This window comes from Streptomyces pseudovenezuelae (genome assembly GCF_001513955.1).
Classification (GTDB): domain Bacteria; phylum Actinomycetota; class Actinomycetes; order Streptomycetales; family Streptomycetaceae; genus Streptomyces; species Streptomyces pseudovenezuelae.
Map to the genome: position 1 here is coordinate 88,872 of NZ_KQ948155.1, position 22,843 is coordinate 111,714.

Here is a 22,843-nt window from a genome sequence, read left to right on the forward strand (position 1 = left end):
CCGGGCGGCACAATCGATCATGAAAAGGGCTAGCGGGGACCCAGCGTCCAGCGCGGGCCCTGCGGGCCGTCCTCGATGGTCAGTCCCGACTGGCCCAGCTGGTCGCGGATGGCGTCCGCGGTGGCCCAGTCCTTGCGGGCGCGGGCCGCCTCGCGCTGGTCGAGGACCAGGCGTACCAGGCTGTCGACGACGCCGTGCAGGTCGTCGCCGCGGTCGGTCTCGCCGGCCCAGTGCTCGTCGAGCGGGTCGAGGCCGAGGACGCCGAGCATGGCGCGCACCTCGGCGAGGCGGGCCACCGCGGCCTCCTTGTCGTCGGCCGCGAGTGCGCTGTTGCCCTGCCGGACGGTGGTGTGCACGACGGCGAGCGCCTGCGGGACGCCCAGGTCGTCGTCCATGGCCTCGGCGAAGGCGGGCGGCACCTCGGCGGAGGGCTCGACGGGGCCGGCCTTCTCCACGACCCGCTGCACGAAGCCCTCGATCCGCGCGAACGCCGACTCGGCCTCGCGCAGGGCGTCCTCGCTGTACTCGATCATCGAGCGGTAGTGCGGGGTGCCGAGGTAGTAGCGCAGCACGATCGGCCGCCACTGCTTGACCATCTCGGAGACCAGCACCGAGTTGCCCAGCGACTTGGACATCTTGTCGCCGGCCATGGTGACCCAGGCGTTGTGCACCCAGTACCGGGCGAAGTCGTCGCCGTAGGCCTTGGCCTGGGCGATCTCGTTCTCGTGGTGCGGGAAGATCAGGTCGAGGCCGCCGCCGTGGATGTCGAAAGCGGTGCCCAGGTACTTGTGGGCCATCGCCGAGCACTCCAGGTGCCAGCCGGGACGGCCGGGACCCCAGGGCGTCGACCAGGTCGGCTCGCCCGGCTTGGCGGACTTCCACATGGCGAAGTCCCGCGGGTCCCGCTTGCCGGTCTCGCCGTCGCCGGAGGGCTGGAGCAGGTTGTCCAGCTCCTGGCGCGACAGCTCCAGGTAGCCCGGGAAGGAGCGCACGTCGAAGTAGACGTTGCCGTCGGACTCGTAGGCGTGGCCGCGCTCGATGAGGCCCTGCATCATCTCGACCATCTCGGTCACGTGCCCGGTGGCACGCGGCTCGTAGGTGGGCGGGAGGCAGCCGAGGGCGGTGTAGCCGTCGTTGAAGGCGCGCTCGTTCTCGTACCCGATCGACCACCAGGGGCGCTTCTGCTCGGCCGCCTTGGTGATGATCTTGTCGTCGATGTCGGTGACGTTGCGGATGAACGTGACCTCGTAGCCGCGGTACGCGAACCAGCGGCGCATGATGTCGAAGTTCAGGCCGGAGCGGATGTGCCCGATGTGCGGGGCCGCCTGCACGGTGGCACCACACAGGTAGATCGAGACACAACCCGGCGTGAGCGGGGCGAAGTCACGGATCTGCCGGGCGCTGGTGTCGTACAGGCGAATGGTCACGGGTCCAGGGTAGTGGGCGATGTGTGGTGCCTTCGACGGGTTGTGGATAACAGTCAGTTCGCGGTCCTGACCACGAGCGCGGTCGCCACCGCCATCAGGCCCTCGTCCCTGCCGGGAAAGCCGAGTCCGTCCGTCGTCGCCCCCGACACCGACACCGGTGCCCCGGCCGCCTCGGACAGGATCTTCTGTGCCTCGTCCCGCCGCTTTCCGATCTTCGGGCGCGGACCCACCACCTGTACGGCGATGTTGCCGATCCGGAAGCCCGCCTCGCGCACGATCCGGGCCGCCTCCGTCAACAGGGTGACTCCGGATGCACCCGACCACTCGGGCCGGCCGGTGCCGAAGTGCTGACCGAGGTCGCCGAGCCCGGCCGCGGAGAAGAGCGCGTTGCAGGCGGCGTGGGCGACGACGTCCGCGTCGGAGTGGCCGGCCAGACCGGTGCCCTCCCACTTCAGGCCCGCGCACCACAGCTCGCGGCCCTCCTCGAAGGCGTGGATGTCGGTGCCGATACCGACCTGGGGCAGGAGCACGGGCTGCTCAGAAGCCATCGTTGAGCCTCCGACGGGCCAGGACCGCCTCCGCGAGGACCAGGTCCAGCGGGCGGGTCACCTTGAAGGCCTCCTCGTGCCCGGGCACGACCACCACGGTGAGCCCCAGCTGCTCGACCATGCTCGCGTCGTCGGTGACGTCGCCGGTGACCGTCTCGTGGGCGCGGATCAGGGTCGCCCGGTCGAAGCCCTGCGGGGTCTGCACGGCACGCAGGCGCGCGCGGACCGGGGTCGCCACCACCGGCTCCGGCTCACCGGGGGCGGCCGCCGGCTCGACCTCCTTCACGGTGTCCGCGAGGGGCAGCGCCGGGACGACGGCGGGGGCGCCCTCCCGTACGGCCTCGATCACCGCGTCGACCGTGTCGACCGGGACGAGGGGGCGGGCCGCGTCGTGGACCAGGACGATGCCGAAGTCGGTGGGCAGGGCCTCCAGGCCCAGCCGGACCGATTCCTGGCGGGATTCGCCGCCGGGGACGACGAGGAAGTCCGTCCGCTCGGGCAGCGCGTGCGCGTCGAGGAGGGACTTGACCTCGCCGGCGCCGTCGGGCGGGGCCACCACGACGACCAGGGAGACGGCACGGGACGCGGCCATCGCGCGGACCGCGTGGATCAGCATGGGGGTGCCGTTCAGCGCTCGGAGCGCTTTGGGGGCGCCCGGACCGAGGCGTACGCCCCTTCCGGCGGCCGGAATCACCACGGCGGTGCGGGCCTCCGCACGTGCTTCGGCGGGCGAAGGGCGCGAAACGTCAGACATCGGTTCCTGTCAGGTTTGTGTGCTCGGCCAACGTGGGTACGGAGACAGCGTGCCGGGCGCGACGCCTTGACCGGACCCTTCCGTGACACCGGTCGAGCCAGCTGCCCGGGCCCGGCACGCCAAGTATCGGGGGATCTTTCTCCGAGAGGAACAGGCGCACGGCACTCGGGGCGTCATGGTCCGGACGTCATGGATCCGACATCCGGAGACAGACATGCCGCAGCGCCCGGCGACAGCAGTTGCGTCATCGGGCACCGCGGCATTTCAGTGCGGCAATTCAGATTCAATGTGTGCTGAGCTGAGCGGGCGAGATGCCTGCACAGTGACGCTCAGGACGCGAGAACCTCGTCGAGCAGCGCCTCGGCCTTGTCCTCGTTCGTGTTCTCCGCGAGGGCGAGTTCGCTCACCAGGATCTGCCGAGCCTTGGCGAGCATGCGCTTCTCACCTGCGGAGAGTCCGCGCTCGCGCTCACGACGCCACAGGTCACGCACGACTTCCGCGACCTTGATGACATCGCCGGAGGCGAGCTTCTCCAGGTTTGCCTTGTAACGACGGGACCAGTTTGTGGGCTCCTCGGCGTACGGTGCGCGCAGCACCTCGAAGACCCGGTCCAGCCCGTCCTGACCGACCACATCACGCACGCCGACGAACTCCGCATTGTCCGCTGGCACACGTACCGTCAGGTCACCCTGGGCGACCTTCAGCACCAAGTAGGTCTTGTCCACGCCTTTGATCTGGCGAGTTTCGATGGCCTCGATCAGCGCGGCCCCGTGATGGGGATAGACCACGGTGTCGCCAACCTTGAACGTCATGTGACAGGTACCCCTTCCGTGGCTATCCAGGGTAACACGGAAACTGCGGGTTCTGAATGGCGTTTTCGCAGGTCAGGGCATATCTCGGGGCTTGACAACAGCAACAGGAACGTGCTGCGGAGGCTGAGCGGAACAAGGAATTCGCAGGTCGGAGCGGCTCTCCGGGCGAGGTGAAACGCGTACGTTACACACATCCGGAGGCCCCTCCAGGTGGGCTAACGTCCCCAAATGTCCGGTTCCATGTGTGCGACTTCCGCTACTCCGTTCGGTGTCCGGAGTCACTTCCCCGCCGATTCCGGAATTGATCACGCACGGCCGGCGGATCAGGCCGTGATCAATTCCGGGGGTGATCGCGCATTCCTTCACGGAAGTTTTGCCACTGGATGCCGAAGACTCTTATGTGAATGCCGGACGAGCGCCGGAGTGCGGGGTACAAGTGACTCAGGGGTCACTTGTGAACCGAGTGACACGCCTCTTGGGGAGGGTCGGGTGCGGCCCTGCGGGAACGGCTCGGTAACCTAAGGCCGCTGACAGACACTTAGCGCGGCTTTACGGGCCGCCCCGCTCAAGTCAAGGAGTTGCCGCCGCCGTGAGCAGCAGCCTTCGACGCGGCGCCCTCGCCGCCTCCGCCATCGCGTTCTCGATCGCCGCGCTCTCCGCGTGTGCGGCCGGCAGCAACGCCCAGACCCTGGAGGTCAAGCCGGACAACGCGGAGACCCGCGTGGGCGCCATCAAGCTCCAGAACGTCGTGGTGATCACCCAGGCGACCCCCGAGGCCTCCGGTGAGACCACGGGCCCGGCCGTCGTGTCCGCCACCGTCTTCAACTCCGGCGACACGGCCCAGACGCTGGAGTCCGTGAGCGTCGACGGCGGCGGCAAGGCCGAGATCACGCCCGCCAAGGGCAAGGGCAAGGTGACCGTTCCGGCGCACGGCTCGGTCATCCTCGGCGGCAAGGGCAACGCCTCCGCCGCGGTGAGCGAGATCGGCGAGAGCGTCAGGAACGGCAACGCCCAGAAGGTCACCTTCACCCTCAGCACCACCGGTGACGTGAGCGTCCGCGCCTTCGTGGTCCCGGCCGACAGCTACTACAGCAAGTGGGGCCCGAGCGCGGTCCCGTCGGCTCCGCAGACCCCGCCGAAGCCGAAGCCGACCGGCTCCGCGACCCCGACCGGTGCGGCCACGCCGAGCGGCTCCGCCACGGCGACCGACGCGGCCTCCGCGAGCGCGACGGCCACCGAGTCGGCCGCGGGCCACTGAGCGGCCGTACGACACCCTCGTACGACACGAAGGGCGGGACCTCCGAGGAGGTCCCGCCCTTCGGCGTACGGCAGCCGCTCTCCGCGGCTCCTTGCGGCTGTTTACGGCTGTTTACGGCTCGAACTTGTATCCGAGACCGCGGACCGTCACCAGGTACCGCGGCGCGCCCGGGTCGGGCTCGATCTTGGCGCGCAGGCGCTTGACGTGGACGTCGAGGGTCTTGGTGTCGCCGACGTAGTCGGCGCCCCACACCCGGTCGATGAGCTGCATACGGGTCAGGACGCGGCCCGCGTTGCGCAGCAGCATCTCCAGCAGGTCGAACTCCTTGAGGGGCAGGTCGACCTTGGAGCCGGAGACCGTGACCACGTGGCGGTCCACGTCCATGCGGACCGGACCGGCCTCCAGGGCCGCCGGGGTGACCTCCTCGGGCTCGCCGCGGCGGCGCAGGACGGCGCGGATACGGGCGACCAGCTCGCGCGAGGAGAACGGCTTGGTGACATAGTCATCGGCTCCTATTTCCAGGCCGACGACCTTGTCGATCTCGCTGTCCTTGGCGGTCACCATGATGACGGGGACGTTGGAGCGGCCGCGCAGCTGGCGGCAGACCTCGGTACCGGGCAGGCCCGGCAGCATCAGGTCGAGGAGGACGAGGTCGGCGCCGTTGCGCTCGAACTCGTCGAGTCCGTCGGGGCCCGTGGTCGCGACCGCGACCTCGAAGCCCTCCTTGCGAAGCATGTACGACAGGGCGTCGGAGAAGGACTCCTCGTCCTCGACGACGAGCACTCGGGTCACGGAAGGACCTCCGGGGCGGGAAGCGGGTCGTAGGTGGCCGACCCGGATGTGGATGTCCCGTCCTCGTCGTCGAGGTCGGGGTGCTGGAGCGCGCGGTCGCGGGCCGCGCCCGCCTCCGGCAGCCTGAGGGTGAACGTGGAGCCCTGTCCCTCCGAGCTCCACACCGTGACCTCCCCGCCGTGCGAGGCGGCCACGTGCTTGACGATCGCGAGACCGAGGCCCGTACCGCCGGTCTGGCGGGAGCGGGCCGGGTCGACGCGGTAGAAGCGCTCGAAGATGCGCTCCTTGTCCTTGTCGGAGATGCCGATGCCCTGATCGGTGACGGCGACCTCGATGAGGTCGCCGCTCGGCACGGACACCCGGCGGGCGGCTATGCCGACCCGGGTGCGGGCGGGTGAGTAGTTGACGGCGTTCTCGACGAGGTTGCCGAGAGCGGCGGCAAGCTGGCCGCGGTTCCCCCAGACGCGCAGCTCGGCCGCGCCGGCCGCGGCCATGGTGATCTGTTTGGTGCCGGCCTGGTGCCGGCAGCGGTCGATGGCCTCGGCGACGAGCTCGTCCACGCGGACGGGCTCGGCGTCCTCCAGCGGGTCGTCGTTCTGCACCCGGGAGAGGTCGATGAGTTCCTGGACCAGGCTGGTCAGGCGGGTGGCCTCGATCTGCATACGGCCGGCGAAGCGCTCCACGGCCTCCGGGTCCTCCGACGCGTCCATGACGGCCTCGGAGAGGAGGGAGAGCGCGCCGACAGGGGTTTTGAGCTCATGGCTGACGTTCGCGACGAAGTCCCGTCGCACCGCTTCGATCCGCCGGGCCTCGGTGAGGTCCTCCACCAGCAGCAGCACCAGCCGGGAGCCGAGGGGCGCGACCCGCGCGGAGACCGCGAGGGCCTCCCCCCGTCCGGTGCCCCGCCTGGGCAGGTCCAGCTCGACCTGGCGTATCTCCCCGTCCCTCCGGGTGTCCCGGGCCATCTGGAGCATGGGCTCCACGGAGAGCTTGCCGCCGCGGACCAGCCCGAGGGCGTACGCGGCGGAGCTGGCCTTGACGACGGCGTCGGCCTCGTCGAGGACCACGGCCGAGGAGCGGAGCACGGAGAGGACGGTGTCCACGCCCGGCGGAAGCACCGGGTCCGTGTGCAGGGAGGTGCGGGTGGGGCGTTTCTGCTCCCGCTCGCTCCAGCGGAACGCCAGCATCGCGATGACACCGGTGAGCACACCGGCGATCGCTGCCGCTGCGGCGACCGCCGCGTTCACGTCCATGCCACCAGGTTAGGCATGGGATCGGTCCTGGCCACAGCCGTCCGAGTGCGAGCTCGAACACTCGTCGCCCAGAGTTCACCTTGGAGCCAGTACTGGTTCATTTGGGAGGGCGGAAACGGACGCGTAAGGGGCCGAACGTGGGAGCGTGGGGTACGCAGCACCGGTTTCACGGCCGGTTTTGGCCCCTGGAACCCACAGGAATGACGTACGAGAGGGAACCCTGATGCGGGACGCGTACCACGAGGAACTTGATTCGATCGGCGACGGTCTGGTGGAGATGGCCCGGCTGGTCGGCTCGGCGATCGGACGCGCCACGACGGCCATCCTCGACTCCGACCTCAAGCTGGCCGAGAGCGTGATCGAGGCCGACCAGAAGGTGGACGACCTCCAGCACGACCTGGAGGCCAGGGCGATAGCACTGCTCGCCCGCCAGCAGCCGGTGGCGACGGACCTGCGGATCGTCGTCACCTCGCTGCGCATGTCGGCCGATCTGGAGCGCTCCGGCGACCTGGCCCAGCACGTGGCGAAGCTGGCCCGGCTGCGCTTCCCCGAGCGGGCGATCCCCAACGACCTGCACGCGACCATCCTGGAGATGGGCCAGCTCGCCCAGCGCCTGATGGCGAAGGCCGCCGAGGTGATCGTCACGAAGGACGTCGACCTGGCGCTCCAGCTGGAGCAGGACGACGACGAGATGGACCTGCTGCACCGCACGCTCTTCCAGCACCTGCTGGACGACAAGTGGAAGCACGGCATCGAGACGGCGGTGGACGTCACCCTGCTCGGCCGCTACTACGAGCGGTTCGCCGACCACGCGGTGTCGGTCGCCAAGCGCGTGGTGTACCTGGTGACGGGTGAGCACGCGGACGATCTCCAACAGGAGATCCAGCCGGTGACGGGGGTCGAGGGGGCCTGAACCGGCGCCCTCGGTCCGTCCGAGGCGTGCGCGAGCCTCTGTGCGCCGTTGATGCGCCCAGGGGTGCGGGCATCCAATGGGCACAGGGCCTGATCCGACAGTCGGTCCGGCAGTCGGCACGTTCCGGCTCTCGCCTCTAGGAGGGACCCATGGCCGAATCCCCCAGCACTCCCCAGCCCGACCCCACGCAGGAACGCCCGACCGAGCAGCCCGCCGCGATCAGGACCCTGACGGTCATCGGCGCGTGCGGCTGCGGCTCGGGGTGCGGGTGCGGGTGCCAGTCGGGCAGTCCGTGCCAGTGCGGCTGATCTCGTACGACGGTGAGGGGCCCCGGGTGATCCCGGGGCCCCTCGTCGTTTCGGGTCACCCGGGCGGGCCGGGAGGGGGAGCATGGGGAAGGGGGACTCAGGGGTGACCGCTCGGCTCGGGGACGGCAGGAAGGTGCAGGCCATGGCACGGTTCATGGACGTACACCGTGGGATGAAGGGCATCACGGCCGACCAGTTGATGGAGGCCCACAAGGCCGACCTCGCGATAGAGAACGAAGAGGGCGTGCACTTCGAGCACGCCTGGGCGGACCCGGAGTCCGGCCTCGTGTACTGCCTCTCGGAGGCACCGTCACCGGAGGCGGTCCAGCGCATCCACGAACGGACGGGACACAAGGCGGACGAGATCCACCCGATGCCGCTGTCGGTCTGACACCTACTCCAGGTGCTCGCGTACGAGATCGAGGAACGCCCGGCGGTTGGGACGGATGTACGCCCACACCCTCTCGTCCTGGGGTTCCCCCGGACCGGGCCCCTTCCGGATCACGTTCTGCACGTCGTACGCCAGACGACGCGCCGCCTCGTTGACCTCGGCACCGCACAGCATGTGGATGGTCTTCTGCGCCACCCACATCCTGTCGATGGACTGCTTCGCGCGCGCCTGCCACGGTTCGTCGCTCACACCGTGGTGGTAGCGGTCCACGGCGACCCGTTCGGCCTCCTGCACCGCGGACAGGAAGTCGATGAGATGGGTGACGCGCTCACCCCGCCGTACCTCGACGCGTTCCCGCATGCTCCGCCGCATTTCGGCCCGCTCCGACGCCCGCCCCAGCGAGTACTGGGCCACCGTCGACACGAGCCCCCCGAGCACGACGCCGAGGAACGGCACGAATGGTGTCGATGTCACGGTTCAGGGTGACATCGACACGGTGAGTGACACCGCGTTTCGCACTATCCCGGGCGGAACGGCGCTCCAGGGTGTATATCGAAAGGGCTACTTCTTCTTGCCGTGGGTCTTGCCGGGAATCTTGGTGAGCTGGTTTTTTGCTGGTCAAGGGCGGTGGGCTCGTACGGCTGGTGGTCGTCTTGGTCGTCCTTGGCCACCACCGCTATGGGCGTCGGCTGACCGCGTTACGCAATGCCTCGAACCAGGCTGCGGTTCCGGACGCCTCGGCAGGCGCGGAAGTCGGGGAGGAGTAGAGACAGACACTTGGGCTTAAGCTTCGTCGGCCTCCACCACCGTGCAGATGGCAGTAGCCGTTCCATCCGGCCGGGTTTCCGCACGCTCGCCCCTGCCGTGTCACCCCAGCGCAGCGCCCCATGAAGCGAGTCTGGCAGAGACAGTGCGGGCGGGGACCCTGTGGGGCAACTGCTTGCAAGACCTGCGGAGTCTCATAGGGAGAAGCCATCAGCTTGGGAAGCTCGTGTCCACTGGTCGTGGATTGCCATGGTGACCTGCGGGCAACGGAGCTGGCGCCACAGGTAAACCGCCGCTCGATTCCCCGGTGTTTCCTGTAGTTCCCCCTACAACCTGGGACGCGTGTGGCTGGGTGAGCTGTTCGACTGACTGTTGTCTAGGCGTACTTGGGTGCCTTGGATGTGCCCCGTAGATGATCTGAGGGTTCGAATTGCTCGCGCAGCCGACGCTGCCGGCGGAGTCGTTGGCGTACGGCGGCGAGTACGCACAGAAACATGGTGCTGTCGTCGTTTTGCGGGGGAGGATGCAAGAGAGTGCCAACGATCGAGAGCACGACGGGGTGGGGATGAGCCAGGGAGAATCTGGGCCTGAGATCGGCATTGCCAAGCCGACGGGCCAGGAGGCACGCGAAGCCTGGGGCGCCGAGGCCTACTTGATCCTCGTAGGCGTTGCGCAGACGTATCACGCAGTGATCACTTACAAGGAGTTGGCGGAAGAGATCCAGAGCCGCACGGGTATCCGGACCAGGACTCTCCTGCACAACTGGATCGGTCCGATCTTGGGCCGGGTGGTACGTGAAGCCCACCGTCGGGGCGACCCACCACTGACAGCTCTGGTGGTCCATACAGACGACGGCAAGGTAGGCAGCGGCTACAAGGAAGTTCTGGCGGTCGCCGGAGAGCCGCCGGTAGATGACGAGTTGGAACGTGAGCACCACGCTGCCGACGCCCGCCTTGCTTGCTACCGCCATTTTGGGGCGACCATGCCCCCTGACGGCGGTGTGCCGGCCCTCGCCCCCAGACTGCAAGCCGCCGTCGAACGCCGTCGCGAACGCACGGATAAGCCCGCCCGTGTTTGTGAGCGCTGCTTCGTCCAACTGCCTTCGACGGGCGTTTGCGATTCGTGCGGATAGCCGACGACTTCTTCGTCCCGAAGCAACTTGAGGGAGGACACTGCCTTGGGCTTGGGCGTCCCTCACCTGGGCTGATAGTGCGTACGTGTTCGCGCTTGTTCGCCGTTGTTCATGGGCGTCGTCACGCAGTGAGACACTCACTGGTGATGCGTCCTGCTGGTGAGGTGCCTGTGGCAGAAGGCCACCTGATCCGTGGCTCCAGCTCGATCTCAGGAAGCATGCCCTGCCGGCTCCTTCATCGACCGCGAGCAGCCGGACCTTCTGGTCCGTCTGTGGCACGCCGGGCCGTCACCAGATAGCCCGCGAAGCGAACGTCCGACCTGGCCTTCGCCCACCCGTCCGCCTTCTTGGCCGGAACCAGCACGGTCGTGCCAGGAACGGGGCGGTTCACATTGTCCTTAGCGCCCGGAGGTACCTCGTAACGACAGTGCACCTCGGCGATCGACACCACTTCTACTGAGGTCGGTGCGTGCCCCTCCCCCTGGCCGTGATGCTCCTCGCGGAAGTCGATCTCATCTGCACGTTGGCTGCCAACGACGCCGGCGTAATCCTCCGGATCGACCTCCAGCAGCGTCCAGGAGACAACATCCCCTGGCACGAAGCTCTGTCCGCAGCACTGGATCTGCCAGTCATCGACCCAAATCGTCAACGTCATGACGCCATTGTCCGCCGAGCGGCCGGAACTCCTCAGGGACTTCGCGCATGCTCTACGACACCCGCTTCGGGAGTTCGATCCGGGCTCGTCCCTCGGGCCGTCAGCGGTTCGTCCGGCCGCTCCGCCCACCACCAGGTGTGTCGATCAGCGCACTGATACAGAGAACTGCAGGTCCTCGGTCGCCGTCCCGCCCGGACAGCACGTTCGATCGGGTGCGCTGTGTTGCTTTCCACGATGTCCCGTCGGTGCGGGGAGGGCAGGACAGCGGAGGCACTGGGCGTGTTACTGACTGCTGTTTTGCACTATTCCGATCGAAGGATGAAGGCGGCACGAAGAGCTTGGAGGGCGTCAGCGCGGAGGACCTGGGCCATGTCCTCCCGCGCGCTGTCCTTACCGCGCCAGGGGAGTTGCTGGTAGGTGCGCGTCACGATGCTGTCCGGCGTCCATTCGCTGCGGAAGTGGTAGAACTCGCGCCGCTTTCGGTTGACTTCCTCAAGCAGGGCTTGCGAAGACGCCGTGTACCAACCCTCTGTGGCTGCGTACTGGAGGAGGGCGCCGAGTCCCCAACGTTCCCATCCTCTCGGCGCATTGGCGCCCGAGTGGTTCACGCGTCCCGCAAGTTCTCGTTCGCACGACGCATGGGCGCATACAAGGGCTGCTGCGTCAAAGCCATGGAGGTAGCAGCCGATCGCTTCCACAAAGAACCAAGCGGACTCGTGTCCCCCTCCAACTAGGCCGATGGTCTCAGGAGGGAAGTCCTGCCTGAGGCTGTCGATCTCAAGGGATCGCTCGGCACGCGCGGCCCGTGTCCGCTCATCTCGAGCGGCTAAAACTGCTATTCGTTGTAAGAGTTCAATTTCGGTCGATGCACCCATAGCGAGATCATGGCACGGTGAAGCGTGTGGCCCTGGCACGTTGCTGTTCGCCATCTTCACCCGCACCACCCCGGCCCCCGTGCCGGAACTCGCGAACCTGGCCGCCCAAGGCACCCTCCCCGGTATCCTCCGCCAGCTCTCCGGCCTCGGCGGCTGCACCCACCCCATCCGCCTCGACGGCCACCGCACCGAATACGACCTCGACACCACCACCGGCGAGATCGGCCGCACCCTCCAGCACCTCGACTCGACCAGCCTCCCCGCCGGCCAACTCCTCGTCCGCTGCAACAACCGCCGCACCACCCGCTGCCCGGCCTGCGCCGAGGTCTACCGCCGCGACACCTTCCACCTCATCACCGCCGGACTCCGCGGCGGCAAAGGCACCCCCGAACAGGTCGGCGCCCACCCCCGCGTCTTCGCCACCTTCACCGCCCCCGGCTTCGGCCCCGTCCACAACCGCCGCACCGACGGCCGCCCCTGCCGCTGCGGAACCCACCACGACCAGGACGACGACACCCTCGGAACCCCACTCAACCCCGACACCTACGACTACGAAGCCGCCGTCCTCTGGAACGCCCACGCGGGCCAACTCTGGCGACGCTTCTCGATCTACCTCCGCCGGGAGGTCGCCAAGCGCGCGGGCCTCTCCCAACGCCGTCTCCGCGACCACGCCCGCGTGTCCTTCGCCAAGGTCTCCGAGTACCAAAAGCGCGGCGCCATCCACTTCCACGCCGTCATCCGACTCGACGGCCCCGGCGGCCGTGAAACTCCGCCTCCGTCGTTGGCCACCGCGGAGCTGCTGACCTACGCCATCGGTTCCAGGACATGGTCGACCTAGGTGGCGGCTGCGGGCTGCGACAGGGCGAGATCCTCGGTGTGGCCGCCGATGCGATCGACTTCGAGGCGGGCACGCTCCACGTGGTCCAGCAACTCAAGCTGAGCCGGATCAAGGCCGTGTTCGCCCCGCGCAAGGGTGGCAAGCTCCGGACGTGCCGCTTCCTGGGCCGGTCAAGGCCCTGGCCGAGTTCCTCGGCCACTCGGACCCGGGCCTGACGCTCCGCGTGTACGCCCACCTCATGCCGTCCAGCCAGGAGCGCACCCGCAAGGTGATCGCTACCGTGTTCGCGCGATGAAGAGAGCATTTGGAATCACCACACACGAATGCTCCACCCCGGCCAACATTGCCGAAGCCAGCATTTGGAATCACCACACACGAATGCTCCACCCCGGCCAACTTTGCCGAAGCCAGCATTTGGAATCACCACACACGAATGCTCCACCCCGGCCAACATTGCCGAAGCCAGCATTTGGAATCACCACACACGAATGTTCGAGCCCGATGCAAGATTGCCAGGCCACCCACCTGGCCTCCTGGCCAGGTGGGCCCCTGGCCGAACGAGGCCGCTCCCGCCTTGCTGGTGGGGCACCTACGAATTTTCGTAGGTGGTGGCGTCACGGCACCTGAAGGGCCACTCTTCACGCCAAGATCACGGCGTTCTGAAACTGGAAGCATACGACTACTCCGGCGGCTTTAGCTGGGGATTTGTTACGTCCGCTATTAAGTCGCTAAAGTCCACCATGCCGTCGAGAAGAAGAGGGGCCACTCACTGGCATGAGCGGCCCCTCACCCGTCGGCACGCTTATTCACCGCTGATAGAGGAGAAGTCATGCGTCCTACGGAGAAACCCATGGTGCCACGACCCGGTCTGCGTATCGACCTCATCCCTCGCGAGCTGCCGCTCGGGCTGGTCGGCCTCGGCGGCTCGGCCCTCGCCATGTGGGTCGGTGCCGAACCTCTCGCAGTCCTCCCGCCGGCCTTCCTCGTTTCGGTCCGGGTGAGACTGCACCTCATCTGACTGCGACGGCCCAGACACGGCCCCAGCGCATAGAAGCCCCCTCCCGGCGGAAAATCCGCAGGTAGGGGGCTTCTTCAGCTCTGCTTACTTCTTCTTGCCCTGGTTCTTGACCGCCTCGATGGCCGCTGCGGCCGCCTCCGGGTCCAGGTACTTGCCGCCCGGTGTGACCGGGTTGAAGGACGCGTCGAGTTCGTAGTAGAGCGGGATGCCCGTCGGGATGTTGAGGCCCGCGATGTCGGCGTCGGAGATGCCGTCCAGGTGCTTGACCAGGGCGCGCAGGCTGTTGCCGTGGGCCGCGACCAGGACCGTGCGGCCGGCCAGGAGGTCCGGGACGATGCCGTCGTACCAGTACGGGAGCATGCGGACGACCACGTCCTTCAGGCACTCCGTGCGGGGGCGGAGCTCCGGGGGGATCGTGGCATAGCGGGGGTCGTCCGACTGGGAGAACTCCGTGCCGTCCTCGAGGGGCGGGGGCGGGGTGTCGTAGGAGCGGCGCCACAGCATGAACTGCTCCTCGCCGAACTCCGCGAGGGTCTGCGCCTTGTCCTTGCCCTGGAGGGCGCCGTAGTGGCGTTCGTTCAGGCGCCAGGAGCGGTGGACCGGGATCCAGTGGCGGTCCGCGGACTCCAGCGCGAGCTGGGCGGTGCGGATCGCGCGCTTCTGGAGGGACGTGTGGACCACGTCGGGCAGGAGGTCGGCGTCCTTCAGGAGTTCGCCGCCGCGGACTGCCTCCTTCTCGCCCTTCTCGTTGAGGTTGACGTCCACCCAGCCGGTGAACAGGTTCTTCGCGTTCCATTCGCTCTCGCCGTGGCGGAGGAGGATCAGCTTGTACGGTGCGTCGGCCATGCGTATGAGCGTAATCCACGCCTTCGGTCCGGGCGGAGGCCGCTCGACAGACGGACGGTTGACGGGATCTGTTAATTGAGTGGCTCCTGGTCATCTCGGCTTCGTAAGTTGTGCTCACCAGCTGAGCCGCTTACACGCACGGGGGTCCGTCCATGCCACTCGCCACCCTGAGACGCGCCACACGCGAGACCGTCTCCGGGCTGCCCCGCGCGTTCTGGTGGCTGTGGATCAGCACCCTCGTCAACCGCCTGGGTGCCTTCGTCGCCACCTTCATGGCCCTCTACCTCACCCTCGACCGCGGCTACTCCGCCTCCTACGCCGGTCTCGTCGCCTCGCTGCACGGGCTGGGCGGGGTCGTCTCCTCGATCGGGGCCGGGGTGATGACCGACCGGCTCGGGCGGCGGCCCACCCTCCTCGTCGCGCAGTCCGCCACGGCCGCCTGCGTCGCGCTGCTCGGCTTCATGCACCACCCGGTCGCCATCGCCGCCGTCGCGTTCCTGGTCGGGATGACCTCCAACGCCTCCCGCCCGGCCGTGCAGGCGATGATGGCCGACATCGTGCGGCCCGAGGACCGGGTCCGGGCCTTCTCGCTCAACTACTGGGCCATCAACCTCGGTTTCGCCGTCTCCTCCATGGCCGCCGGGTTCATCGCCGAGTACAGCTATCTCGCCGGCTTCCTGATCGAGGCCGGGATGACCGCCGTCTGCGCGGTCGTCGTCTTCCTCAAGCTGCCCGAGTCCCGGCCCGTCCTGCAGCAGTCCGCTCAGGCGCCCGATGACGTCCGCCTCGGCACCGTCCTGCGCGACGGGCGGTTCATGAGTGTCGTGGGGCTGTCCTTCCTGGTCGCCGTGATCTTCCAGCAGGGTTCGATCGGGCTGCCCGTCGCGATGGGCGAGGCCGGGTTCACGCCCGCCGACTACGGCCTGGCCATCGCCCTCAACGGCGTCCTGATCGTCGCACTGCAGATCCCGGTGACCCGTTTCATCCAGGACCGGGACCCGCAGCGGCTGCTCGTCGTTTCGTCCCTGCTGGCGGGATACGGCTTCGGGCTCACCGCCTTCGCCGGGTCCGTCGGCCTCTTCGCCCTCACCGTGTGCGTGTGGACCCTGGGCGAGATGATCAACGCCCCCACCCAGACGGGGCTCGTCGTCCGCCTCTCCCCCGCCCACGGCCGCGGCCGCTACCAGGGCATGTACACCCTGTCCTGGTCCGTCGCCGCCCTCGTGGCACCCCTGATGTCCGGTTTCGTCATCGACCGGTTCGGGGCGCGGTGGCTGTGGGGGCTGTGCGCGGTCGTCGGAACGGTGGCGGCGGTGGGGTACGCGGCACTCATGCGGCGCCTGTCCGGGGAGACGGCCGCCGAGGTCGCCGTACCCGAGAAGTCCGCCGCCGCCGAGGCGAGCGCGGCCTGATCCGTCACGGAATGCGTGCGCACGCCCCGATCCGTCACGGATGCATCCGCGCGCCCTTGAGCACCTTGTCCACGGCATTGCGCGGCCCGTACACCGCGAGGCCCACCAGATCCAGCTCACTCGTCGCGACGGCCCGGACCGCCGCTCGGTTGTCCCGGTCGTTGCCCGTCGAGAACAGGTCGCTCGTGAAGAGCGCGCGCGGCAGCGAGCGGGACAGCACGCGCGCGTGGGCCGCCGTCAGGGTCTCCTTCGTGCCCTCGAAGACCAGCACGGGCTGCCGGAACATCGGCAGATAGGGCACACCGTCGGCGTCCTCGTACGGTTCGCCGACCACCTCGGGCGCCTGGCTGCCGAGGCCGCTGACGAGGAACGCGGTGACGTTCAGGCGCTGCCAGGTCTCCAGGTCCTCGCGCAGCAGGACGGCGATCTTGGTGTCGAAGCGGATGGGTTCAGTACTCATGGGACGAGACTGGCGGGCACCGTACGACCTCGTCTTGTACGTTCTTTGCATGGCCACCCGGGAGAACGTCACCGCGTGGCGTCCCACCGTCCCGGGCGTCACCGAGGTCTTCCACGCCCACTTCACCGAGTACGCGTACCCGATGCACGTGCACGAGGCGTGGACGCTGCTCATCGTGGACGACGGGGCCGTACGGTACGACCTCGACCGGCACGAGCACGGCACGCCGGACGACACCGTGTCGCTGCTGCCGCCGCACGTCCCGCACAACGGATCGCCCGCCACTCCCGACGGCTTCCGCAAGCGGGTTCTCTACCTCGACCACACCCACCTCGGCGACGAGCTCATCGGGCCCGCCGTCGACGGCCCCGACCTGCGGGACCCCGTACTGCGGCAGCGGGTGGGGCAGTTGCACACGGCGCTGGCCAGGCCCGGGGAGGAGTTCGAGGCGGAGAGCAGGCTGACGCTCATCGGCGACCGGCTCAGGAGTCTGCTGCGGCCGTCGCCGCACGACGGGCCCGCGCGCCGGGACCCCGCCCTCGCCCGCCGGCTGCGCGAACTCCTCGACGAGCGGGTCGTGGAGGGGCTGTCGCTGGAGGCGGCGGCAGGGGTCGTACAGGCCCATCCGGCGCATCTCGTACGGGCGTTCAGTGCCGCCTACGGCATCGCGCCGCACCAGTACCTGACCTCCCGCCGGGTCGACCGGGCCCGGCGGCTGCTGCTCGCCGGGCAGGGTCCCGCCGAGGTCGCCGCGCTCACCGGTTTCCACGACCAGGCCCATCTCACCCGGCACTTCAAGCGGCTGGTGGGGGTGACGCCGGGGCGTTATCGCAGCGGCGTCGGGAGATCCACGGAAGGCGTCCGTCCGGTGATCGGCGCGGGTTAGCGTCGCGGCGCCGCCCTGGTCGCCGCCGCTGACACCGACCGTGCCGCCGAGCAGCCGTCCAGCTCGCTTCCGCCCCACTGGGCACAGGGCAGCGCTGACTCCCCGGGGGTCAGTCCTGCGAGCGCTGGGTCAGATGCGCGAACGCGTCCAGGTTGCGCGTCGACTCGCCCCGGGCCACCCGCCACTCGTACTCCTTGCGGATCGCGGCGGCGAAACCCAGCTCCAGCAGGGTGTTGAAGCTGCCGTCGGCCGCCTCCAGGACCTGGCCGAGGAGGCGGTCGACCTCGTCGGCGGTGACCGCGGCGAGGGGGAGCTTGCCGGCGACGTAGATGTCCCCGAGCCGGTCGACGGCGTAACTCACGCCGTACAGCTTGAGGTTGCGCTCCAGGAGCCAGCGGTGGACGCCGGGTTCGTTCTCGTCGGGGTGGCGGATGACGAAGGCGTTCACGGAGAGGGAGTGGCGGCCGACGAGGAGCGAGACGGTCGTCTTCAGCTTGCGGGTGCCGGGCAGCTGCACGACGTAGTTGCCGGGCGCGGGGCTCTCCCACTCGACCTCGGTGTCCTTGAGGACGCCCTCGATGACCTGCGCTGCCTTCTCTGCCTCAGCCATGGTGGGAGCGTACGTGACGCCGGTACGACTGCGCCGCGGCCGCGTACACGTCCGCCGTCGCCGCGGCCGCGGTGTCCCAGCCGAAGGACTGGGCGTGCCGGGCGGCCGCCTCACCCATGCGGGGCGTGAGCGCCGGGTCGTCGGCGAAGTCGCCCAGCACGCGCGCGTAGGCGGCCGGGTCGTGCCCGCGTACGAGGAAACCGGTCCGTCGGTCGGCCACGGCGACCGGCAGCCCGCCGACCGCCGCCGCGAGCACCGGGGTGCCGGCCGCCTGGGCCTCTATGGCGACCAGGCCGAAGGACTCGCTGTAGGAGGGCATCACCAGCACGGAGGCGGCCCGGAACCAGTCGGCGAGCTGTTCCTGGCCGACGGGCGGCTGGAACCGTACGACGTCCGCGATGCCGAGGCGGGAGGCCAGCTTCTGCAGGCCCTCCGGCTTGGCGAGGCCGCTGCCGCTGAGGCCGCCGACGACCGGGACGAGGATGCGGGAGCGCAGGTCGGGGCGCTGGTCGAGCAGGACCGCCACGGCCCGCAGGAGGATGTCCGGGGCCTTCAGGGGCTGGATGCGGCCCGCGAAGAGGGGGATCAGGGCGTCCTGGGGCAGACCGAGACGGGCGCGGGCCGCCGCCCGGCCGTCCGCCGGGCGGAAGCGGTCGAGGTTCACGCCGGGGTGCACGACGGCGACCTTGCCGGGGTCGGCCGCGTAGTGCTGGACGAGTTCCTCGCGCTCCTCGGCGGTGTTCGCGATGAGGCGGTCGGCGGCGGCGACGATCTGGGTCTCGCCGATGACGCGGGCGGCGGGCTCGGGGGTGTCGCCGTCGGCGAGGTTGGCGTTCTTGACCTTGGCCATGGTGTGCATGGCGTGCACGAGGGGGGTGCCCCAGCGCTGGGCGGCTAGCCAGCCGACGTGGCCGGAGAGCCAGTAGTGCGAGTGGACCAGGTCGTAGTAGCCGGGGCGGTGACCGGCCCAGGCCTGCATCACACCGTGCGTGAAGGCGCACAGCTGGGCGGGGAGGTCCTCCTTGTTGAGGCCCTCGTAGGGGCCCGCGTCGATGTGGCGGACCAGGACGCCGGGGGCCATCTCGACGGTCGGCGGGAGACCACCGGTCGTCGCGCGCGTGAAGATCTCGACCTCGATGTTGATCGCGGCGAGGCGCTGGGCGAGCTCCACGATGTATACGTTCATGCCGCCCGCGTCGCCGGTGCCGGGCTGGTGGAGCGGTGAGGTGTGCACGGAGAGCATGGCGACGCGGCGGGGGCGGCGGTGCAGGCGCAGCCGGTGGGGTGCGGCCTGGGAGCGACGCTGGAGCCTGCTGACGTACTGGCTCACGTGGCGTTCCTCCTTGCAGCGGGCATGCCTGGCGAAGGGCGTGGGGCGCCCTCCGAGGGAGGAACACCGGAGGGCGGCATTCCCATTCCGGGCGGGGTGGTTTTTGCCTAGGTATTACCAGGAGTCGCTCAACCGTTCGATGGGTGGGGGCGTTGGCTGTGCGGGGAGTCCGGGGGCGGTGGGATGCCGCGGCGCGGTGCGGTCCAGTGCTGTGCAGTGCAGTGCGGTGGGCCGGGGGTGGTCGGGGTGGGGTGGCCGGGGTGGGTTGGCCGGGGTGGGCGACCGCCTCCGGCCCGCGATGACCCGGGTCCCCGCCGCATACCCTCTTAGGCATGACATCCCGCGCCGCCTCCCGCCCTGTGGGCACGGTCACGCGCGGGACGACCAACCCCAACCGGCTGCGCCGTATGGACCGCTGGATCGCGGCCACGCACGGCGCCGAGCTGCGCCGCGCCGCCGACCCGGTCGCCGTCGACCTCGGCTACGGGGCCGCGCCCTGGACCGCCGTGGAACTGCTCGCCCGGCTCCGCGAGAACGCTCCACGCACGCGCGTGGTCGGCGTCGAGATCGAACCGGCCCGGGTGGCGGCGGCGAAGCCGTACGAACGCGAGGGTCTCGTCTTCCGGCACGGCGGGTTCGAGATCCCGCTCAGCCAGCGGCCGCTGCTCATCCGGGCGGCCAATGTGCTGCGGCAGTACGACGAGGCCGAGGTGGCCGCCGTCTGGGAGCGGCTGTGTGCCCGGCTGGCTCCGGCCGATCCGGCGCGAGGGTCACGCGGCGGACTGCTCGTCGAGGGGACCTGCGACGAGATCGGCCGCCGGCACGTGTGGGTCGCGCTCGGCCCCGAGGGACCGCGGACGGTCACCTTCGCGACCCGACTGGGCTCGCTGGAACGCCCCTCCGACCTCGCCGAGCGGCTGCCGAAGGCGCTGATCCACCGCAATGTGCCGGGCGAGCCGGTGCACTCCTTCCTCCGCGACTTCGACCGCGCGTGGGCGGCCGCGGCACCCTACGCCTCGTACGGCGCCCGTCAGCGATGGATCCGCACGGCACGATCCCTGACCACCGACTGGCCGCTGACGGACGGCCCTTCACGGTGGCGGCAGGGGGAAGTGACGGTGGCGTGGGGGGCGTTGGCGCCGGGTGGGGTGCGGGTGGGGTGAACTGGCGTGGCGGCGGGGGCGTGATCGCAGGCGCTGTGTTGGTTGTTGGGACGGGCGTGTGCGGGCTGGGGGCGGTAACACGCGTGTGTGTGCGTGCCGGGTGGCCGTGACACGCGTGCGGGCGTGGATGCCGGGTGGCCGTGACACGGGCGTGCAGGCGTAAGGCGGGCGGGTAAGACGCGCGGGCGTGCCGGGTGGCGGTCCCCTGAACTCCGGCGGGCCGTGGCCTGTCGGGGGAACTCGGGCGTGCGGTGACCGCGCAGGCGAACTCCGGCGCATAGTGGCCGCTCAGTGAACTCCGTCGCATGGTTGTCCCTGAGGTGAACTCCGGTGCGCCGCGTGGCGGCGCCCATCCGCTTGCGTGAACTCCCGCTTGGCGTGGTCACTCGGGAGAACTCCGGCGCGTGGTGCCCGCGTACGCGAACTCCGGTGCGCCGTGTGCCGATGCCACCCGCGCGCGTGAACTCCTGCCTACCCTGGCCACTCGGACGAACTCCGACGCACGGCACCGCGCAGGGGAACTCCGCTGCACCGCGCGGCACGCGTGCCGACGCCCATCCGCGCGCTTGAACCCCCGCATTTCAACTGACGCGCAGGCCAACCCGCTGCGCCGTGCGCCGGCCGCGCCGATACCCACCCCCTCGCGCAAACCCCCGCCCACCCTGCCCACTCAGGCGAACTCCCATGTACCGGCCCGTGGCCCCCGGCGCGCGCAACACGCAAACTCCGGTCCTCTCGCACGGGGAGACCGGGAAGTCCCCGCACTCGCCCCCCGCACAGGCCGCCACGCACGAACTCCGGCACACGACCAACCTCGGGCCCATGCCACCCTCAGTTCGCCTCCCCCGTGAACCCCGCGACACCCCTCCCCCCCCCGAAACCCGAAGGCCACGCGCCACCGCACCGCACGGCATGTCCGACGCACCCCGCCCCTGTTCGCCCCGCCCGGAAGCCCGGAAGCACCGGGACTGCCCACCCCCAACCCCGCGGAGCCACCCCGCAGACAGACCCGGCACGCCCGCCGCCCATGAACTCCGGGATGCCGCCCAGGAATCCCTCCGGACGCCCTGACCTGCCGGGGAACGATCTCGGTGAGTCGTTCGTCACAAAGTCGGGGAGATCGTCTTCGGGGGGCGGGGAGTGGGGGAGGCACCGTGCAGCGCCGGGACGTGAAGGGATACGCCAGGAAGGCCTACCTCTGTCGCTTTCGGCCCTGACGTGGCACGATCCCCCGAGCACCGCAAGTTACTGACGGTAAATCAGCTTTGGGGGCAAGGGTATGGGGACGGGCAAGCGCGGTCTGATCGCCACGGCCGTGACCGTGATCGGCGCGATGGCCGTGCTGGCGGCGCCGGGCACCGCCTTCGCCGCACCGAGTCCGACACCCTCCCCCACCGCCTCACCGACGGCCGTCACCAACAAGGACATCGAAGCCGTACGCACACAGCTCGACGCGCTCTACCACGACGCGGCCGTCGCCACCGACGCCTACAACGCCGCCGAGGAGAAGGCCGAGCAGCAGTCGGCGCAGATCGTCGCCCTGGCCCAGAAGATCGTCAAGGGCCAGGAGAAACTGGCGAAGCTGAAGGCCCGCGCGGGCGCCGCGGCCGCCGCCCAGTACCGCACCAACGGCCTGCCGGACGGGGCCCAGCTGGTGCTGAGCGACGATCCGCAGGAGTTCCTCGACGGCACCCGCCGTGTCCTGCAGGGCCAACGCGCCACCAAGGCCCTCATCACGGAACTGACCCGGACCCAGCAGGACTTGAAGCAGTACGCCGCCGACGCCTCCGCCCAGTGGACCCGGCTGGAGGCCAACCGCAAGGCCAAGGCCACGGCCAAGAAGCGGGTCGAGCAGCAGATCGCGGCGGCCGAGAAGCTCGAGTCCCAGCTGGAGGAGAAGGAGAAGAAGCGCCTGGCCGAACTGGAGGAGCAGGCCGCCCACCAGGCACAGACCGCCTGGCTGGACTCCGGCATCCTCAAGGACATCAGCGGCAGGGCGAGCGAGGCCGGGAAGGCCGCCGTCGACTACGCGACGACCCAGATAGGCAAACCGTACGAATGGGGCGCCGAGGGCCCGAAATCGTACGACTGCTCCGGACTGACCTCACAGGCCTGGGCGAGCGCCGGCAAGCCCATTCCGCGCACCTCGCAGGAGCAGTGGAAGCAGCTCAAGCACGTCGACGTCAAGGACATGCGGCCCGGCGACCTGATCATCTACTTCGACGACGCCAGCCATGTCGCCATGTACCTCGGCGACGGCGCGATCGTGCACGCCCCGCGGCCCGGGCGGACGGTGACGATCGCCGGGGCGGGATCGATGCCGATACTCGGCGTGGTGCGGCCCGACGCGTGAACACCCGGACGACCGGCTGAGACCTGGGTCATGTGATGCGGCGC

22 protein-coding genes and 2 pseudogenes are annotated in these 22,843 nt (G+C 69.4%); 11 read left to right on the top strand and 13 right to left on the bottom strand.

The window, feature by feature from the left end:
- Positions 1–29 precede the first annotated feature (29 nt).
- From cysS to AQI94_RS40815, 4 genes are all read right to left on the bottom strand, one after another.
- Positions 30–1,427, bottom strand: a complete 1,398-nt coding sequence (gene cysS, locus AQI94_RS40800; protein WP_031056310.1) for a cysteine--tRNA ligase — start codon at positions 1,425–1,427, stop codon at positions 30–32.
- A gap of 53 nt (positions 1,428–1,480) precedes the next feature.
- Complete coding sequence (ispF, locus tag AQI94_RS40805; protein ID WP_031056312.1) at positions 1,481–1,975, bottom strand: 2-C-methyl-D-erythritol 2,4-cyclodiphosphate synthase; 495 nt, start codon at positions 1,973–1,975, stop codon at positions 1,481–1,483.
- A complete protein-coding gene (ispD, locus tag AQI94_RS40810; protein WP_031056315.1) occupies positions 1,965–2,729 on the bottom strand; it encodes a 2-C-methyl-D-erythritol 4-phosphate cytidylyltransferase in 765 nt (254 codons plus the stop codon). The genes ispF and ispD overlap by 11 nt, the downstream gene beginning before the upstream one ends.
- 329 nt (positions 2,730–3,058) lie before the next feature.
- The gene (locus AQI94_RS40815) at positions 3,059–3,541 is read right to left on the bottom strand and encodes a CarD family transcriptional regulator (RefSeq protein ID WP_003953493.1); all 483 of its coding nucleotides are present in this window, start codon (positions 3,539–3,541) and stop codon (positions 3,059–3,061) included.
- 589 nt (positions 3,542–4,130) lie between these two features.
- Between AQI94_RS40815 and AQI94_RS40820 the strand changes: the two genes are divergently transcribed.
- Positions 4,131–4,799: a copper chaperone PCu(A)C gene (locus tag AQI94_RS40820; protein WP_031056318.1), complete on the top strand. Its 669-nt coding sequence runs from the start codon at positions 4,131–4,133 to the stop codon at positions 4,797–4,799.
- A gap of 111 nt (positions 4,800–4,910) precedes the next feature.
- Here AQI94_RS40820 and AQI94_RS40825 read toward each other — a convergent pair whose 3' ends face one another.
- The gene (locus tag AQI94_RS40825) at positions 4,911–5,591 is read right to left on the bottom strand and encodes a response regulator transcription factor (protein ID WP_015659563.1); all 681 of its coding nucleotides are present in this window, start codon (positions 5,589–5,591) and stop codon (positions 4,911–4,913) included.
- Complete coding sequence (locus AQI94_RS40830) at positions 5,588–6,844, bottom strand: sensor histidine kinase (RefSeq protein ID WP_031056322.1); 1,257 nt, start codon at positions 6,842–6,844, stop codon at positions 5,588–5,590. Before AQI94_RS40830 ends, AQI94_RS40825 begins: the two co-directional genes overlap by 4 nt.
- A gap of 223 nt (positions 6,845–7,067) precedes the next feature.
- Here AQI94_RS40830 and phoU point away from each other — a divergent pair, with 223 nt between their 5' ends.
- On the top strand, positions 7,068–7,757 hold the full coding sequence (phoU, locus tag AQI94_RS40835; RefSeq protein ID WP_031056324.1) for a phosphate signaling complex protein PhoU: 690 nt from the start codon (positions 7,068–7,070) through the stop codon (positions 7,755–7,757).
- A 450-nt stretch (positions 7,758–8,207) separates the two neighbouring features.
- Positions 8,208–8,456 (top strand): SCO4226 family nickel-binding protein, encoded by a 249-nt coding sequence (locus AQI94_RS40840; protein ID WP_031056326.1) that lies wholly within the window; start codon positions 8,208–8,210, stop codon positions 8,454–8,456.
- A gap of 3 nt (positions 8,457–8,459) precedes the next feature.
- Here AQI94_RS40840 and AQI94_RS40845 read toward each other — a convergent pair whose 3' ends face one another.
- Positions 8,460–8,930 carry a hypothetical protein gene (locus AQI94_RS40845; protein ID WP_158806399.1) on the bottom strand — a complete coding sequence of 157 codons (471 nt, stop codon included), beginning with the start codon at positions 8,928–8,930 and terminating at the stop codon, positions 8,460–8,462.
- Between the two features lie 856 nt (positions 8,931–9,786).
- Here AQI94_RS40845 and AQI94_RS40850 point away from each other — a divergent pair.
- Positions 9,787–10,353: a hypothetical protein gene (locus tag AQI94_RS40850; RefSeq protein WP_031056330.1), complete on the top strand. Its 567-nt coding sequence runs from the start codon at positions 9,787–9,789 to the stop codon at positions 10,351–10,353.
- Between the two features lie 235 nt (positions 10,354–10,588).
- On the opposite strand, the gene AQI94_RS40855 is transcribed toward AQI94_RS40850, so the two are convergent.
- Both AQI94_RS40855 and AQI94_RS44885 read right to left on the bottom strand, forming a co-directional pair.
- Positions 10,589–11,008: a DUF6578 domain-containing protein gene (locus AQI94_RS40855; RefSeq protein WP_031056331.1), complete on the bottom strand. Its 420-nt coding sequence runs from the start codon at positions 11,006–11,008 to the stop codon at positions 10,589–10,591.
- Positions 11,009–11,310: 302 nt separating this feature from the next.
- Entirely contained in the window at positions 11,311–11,883 is a 573-nt protein-coding gene (locus AQI94_RS44885) for a hypothetical protein (protein WP_158806401.1), read from the bottom strand.
- Positions 11,884–11,962: 79 nt separating this feature from the next.
- Here AQI94_RS44885 and AQI94_RS40865 point away from each other — a divergent pair.
- From AQI94_RS40865 to AQI94_RS44890, 3 genes and pseudogenes are all read left to right on the top strand, one after another.
- Positions 11,963–12,697 (top strand): annotated as a pseudogene (locus AQI94_RS40865) (replication initiator); the annotation flags it as partial.
- Positions 12,682–13,016, top strand: a pseudogene (locus AQI94_RS45245) (hypothetical protein); the annotation flags it as partial. The pseudogenes AQI94_RS40865 and AQI94_RS45245, both read left to right, overlap by 16 nt.
- Positions 13,017–13,571: 555 nt before the next feature.
- A complete protein-coding gene (locus AQI94_RS44890) occupies positions 13,572–13,739 on the top strand; it encodes a hypothetical protein (protein WP_158806404.1) in 168 nt (55 codons plus the stop codon).
- A gap of 84 nt (positions 13,740–13,823) precedes the next feature.
- Here the strand turns inward: AQI94_RS44890 and AQI94_RS40875 are convergent, their stop codons facing one another.
- Positions 13,824–14,585, bottom strand: a complete 762-nt coding sequence (locus tag AQI94_RS40875) for a phosphoglyceromutase (RefSeq protein ID WP_031056517.1) — start codon at positions 14,583–14,585, stop codon at positions 13,824–13,826.
- Positions 14,586–14,737: 152 nt separating this feature from the next.
- Here AQI94_RS40875 and AQI94_RS40880 point away from each other — a divergent pair, with 152 nt between their 5' ends.
- Positions 14,738–15,997 (top strand): MDR family MFS transporter, encoded by a 1,260-nt coding sequence (locus AQI94_RS40880; protein ID WP_031056520.1) that lies wholly within the window; start codon positions 14,738–14,740, stop codon positions 15,995–15,997.
- 34 nt (positions 15,998–16,031) lie between these two features.
- Here the strand turns inward: AQI94_RS40880 and AQI94_RS40885 are convergent, their stop codons facing one another.
- Positions 16,032–16,457, bottom strand: coding sequence for a DUF2000 domain-containing protein (locus AQI94_RS40885; RefSeq protein ID WP_031056522.1), 426 nt, complete (start codon positions 16,455–16,457; stop codon positions 16,032–16,034).
- Positions 16,458–16,506: 49 nt separating this feature from the next.
- Here AQI94_RS40885 and AQI94_RS40890 point away from each other — a divergent pair, with 49 nt between their 5' ends.
- The gene (locus AQI94_RS40890; RefSeq protein ID WP_037945018.1) at positions 16,507–17,343 is read left to right on the top strand and encodes a helix-turn-helix transcriptional regulator; all 837 of its coding nucleotides are present in this window, start codon (positions 16,507–16,509) and stop codon (positions 17,341–17,343) included.
- 109 nt (positions 17,344–17,452) lie between these two features.
- On the opposite strand, the gene AQI94_RS40895 is transcribed toward AQI94_RS40890, so the two are convergent.
- Both AQI94_RS40895 and mshA read right to left on the bottom strand, forming a co-directional pair.
- Positions 17,453–17,953 carry a type III secretion system chaperone family protein gene (locus tag AQI94_RS40895; RefSeq protein WP_031056528.1) on the bottom strand — a complete coding sequence of 167 codons (501 nt, stop codon included), beginning with the start codon at positions 17,951–17,953 and terminating at the stop codon, positions 17,453–17,455.
- A complete protein-coding gene (gene mshA, locus AQI94_RS40900) occupies positions 17,946–19,283 on the bottom strand; it encodes a D-inositol-3-phosphate glycosyltransferase (RefSeq protein WP_031056531.1) in 1,338 nt (445 codons plus the stop codon). The genes AQI94_RS40895 and mshA overlap by 8 nt, the downstream gene beginning before the upstream one ends.
- Positions 19,284–19,615: 332 nt before the next feature.
- Between mshA and AQI94_RS40905 the strand changes: the two genes are divergently transcribed.
- Positions 19,616–20,446, top strand: a complete 831-nt coding sequence (locus tag AQI94_RS40905; protein ID WP_031056533.1) for a hypothetical protein — start codon at positions 19,616–19,618, stop codon at positions 20,444–20,446.
- A gap of 1,279 nt (positions 20,447–21,725) precedes the next feature.
- Positions 21,726–22,799, top strand: a complete 1,074-nt coding sequence (locus AQI94_RS40910) for a C40 family peptidase (protein ID WP_031056534.1) — start codon at positions 21,726–21,728, stop codon at positions 22,797–22,799.
- Positions 22,800–22,843: the final 44 nt, after the last annotated feature.

Excerpts from the sequence above, each read along its gene's own strand:
- AQI94_RS40895 (WP_031056528.1), bottom strand. The coding sequence starts at position 17,953 with ATGGCTGAGGCAGAGAAGGCAGCGCAGGTCATCGAGGGCGTCCTCAAG.
- AQI94_RS40840 (WP_031056326.1), top strand. The coding sequence starts at position 8,208 with ATGGCACGGTTCATGGACGTACACCGTGGGATGAAGGGCATCACGGCC.
- ispD (WP_031056315.1), bottom strand. The coding sequence starts at position 2,729 with ATGTCTGACGTTTCGCGCCCTTCGCCCGCCGAAGCACGTGCGGAGGCC.
- phoU (WP_031056324.1), top strand. The coding sequence starts at position 7,068 with ATGCGGGACGCGTACCACGAGGAACTTGATTCGATCGGCGACGGTCTG.
- AQI94_RS40850 (WP_031056330.1), top strand. The coding sequence starts at position 9,787 with ATGAGCCAGGGAGAATCTGGGCCTGAGATCGGCATTGCCAAGCCGACG.
- AQI94_RS40830 (WP_031056322.1), bottom strand. The coding sequence starts at position 6,844 with ATGGACGTGAACGCGGCGGTCGCCGCAGCGGCAGCGATCGCCGGTGTG.
- AQI94_RS40875 (WP_031056517.1), bottom strand. The coding sequence starts at position 14,585 with ATGGCCGACGCACCGTACAAGCTGATCCTCCTCCGCCACGGCGAGAGC.
- AQI94_RS40815 (WP_003953493.1), bottom strand. The coding sequence starts at position 3,541 with ATGACGTTCAAGGTTGGCGACACCGTGGTCTATCCCCATCACGGGGCC.
- AQI94_RS44885 (WP_158806401.1), bottom strand. The coding sequence starts at position 11,883 with ATGGGTGCATCGACCGAAATTGAACTCTTACAACGAATAGCAGTTTTA.
- AQI94_RS40905 (WP_031056533.1), top strand. The coding sequence starts at position 19,616 with ATGACATCCCGCGCCGCCTCCCGCCCTGTGGGCACGGTCACGCGCGGG.
- AQI94_RS44890 (WP_158806404.1), top strand. The coding sequence starts at position 13,572 with ATGGTGCCACGACCCGGTCTGCGTATCGACCTCATCCCTCGCGAGCTG.
- AQI94_RS40885 (WP_031056522.1), bottom strand. The coding sequence starts at position 16,457 with ATGAGTACTGAACCCATCCGCTTCGACACCAAGATCGCCGTCCTGCTG.
- ispF (WP_031056312.1), bottom strand. The coding sequence starts at position 1,975 with ATGGCTTCTGAGCAGCCCGTGCTCCTGCCCCAGGTCGGTATCGGCACC.
- AQI94_RS40880 (WP_031056520.1), top strand. The coding sequence starts at position 14,738 with ATGCCACTCGCCACCCTGAGACGCGCCACACGCGAGACCGTCTCCGGG.
- AQI94_RS40855 (WP_031056331.1), bottom strand. The coding sequence starts at position 11,008 with ATGACGTTGACGATTTGGGTCGATGACTGGCAGATCCAGTGCTGCGGA.
- AQI94_RS40890 (WP_037945018.1), top strand. The coding sequence starts at position 16,507 with ATGGCCACCCGGGAGAACGTCACCGCGTGGCGTCCCACCGTCCCGGGC.
- AQI94_RS40910 (WP_031056534.1), top strand. The coding sequence starts at position 21,726 with ATGGGGACGGGCAAGCGCGGTCTGATCGCCACGGCCGTGACCGTGATC.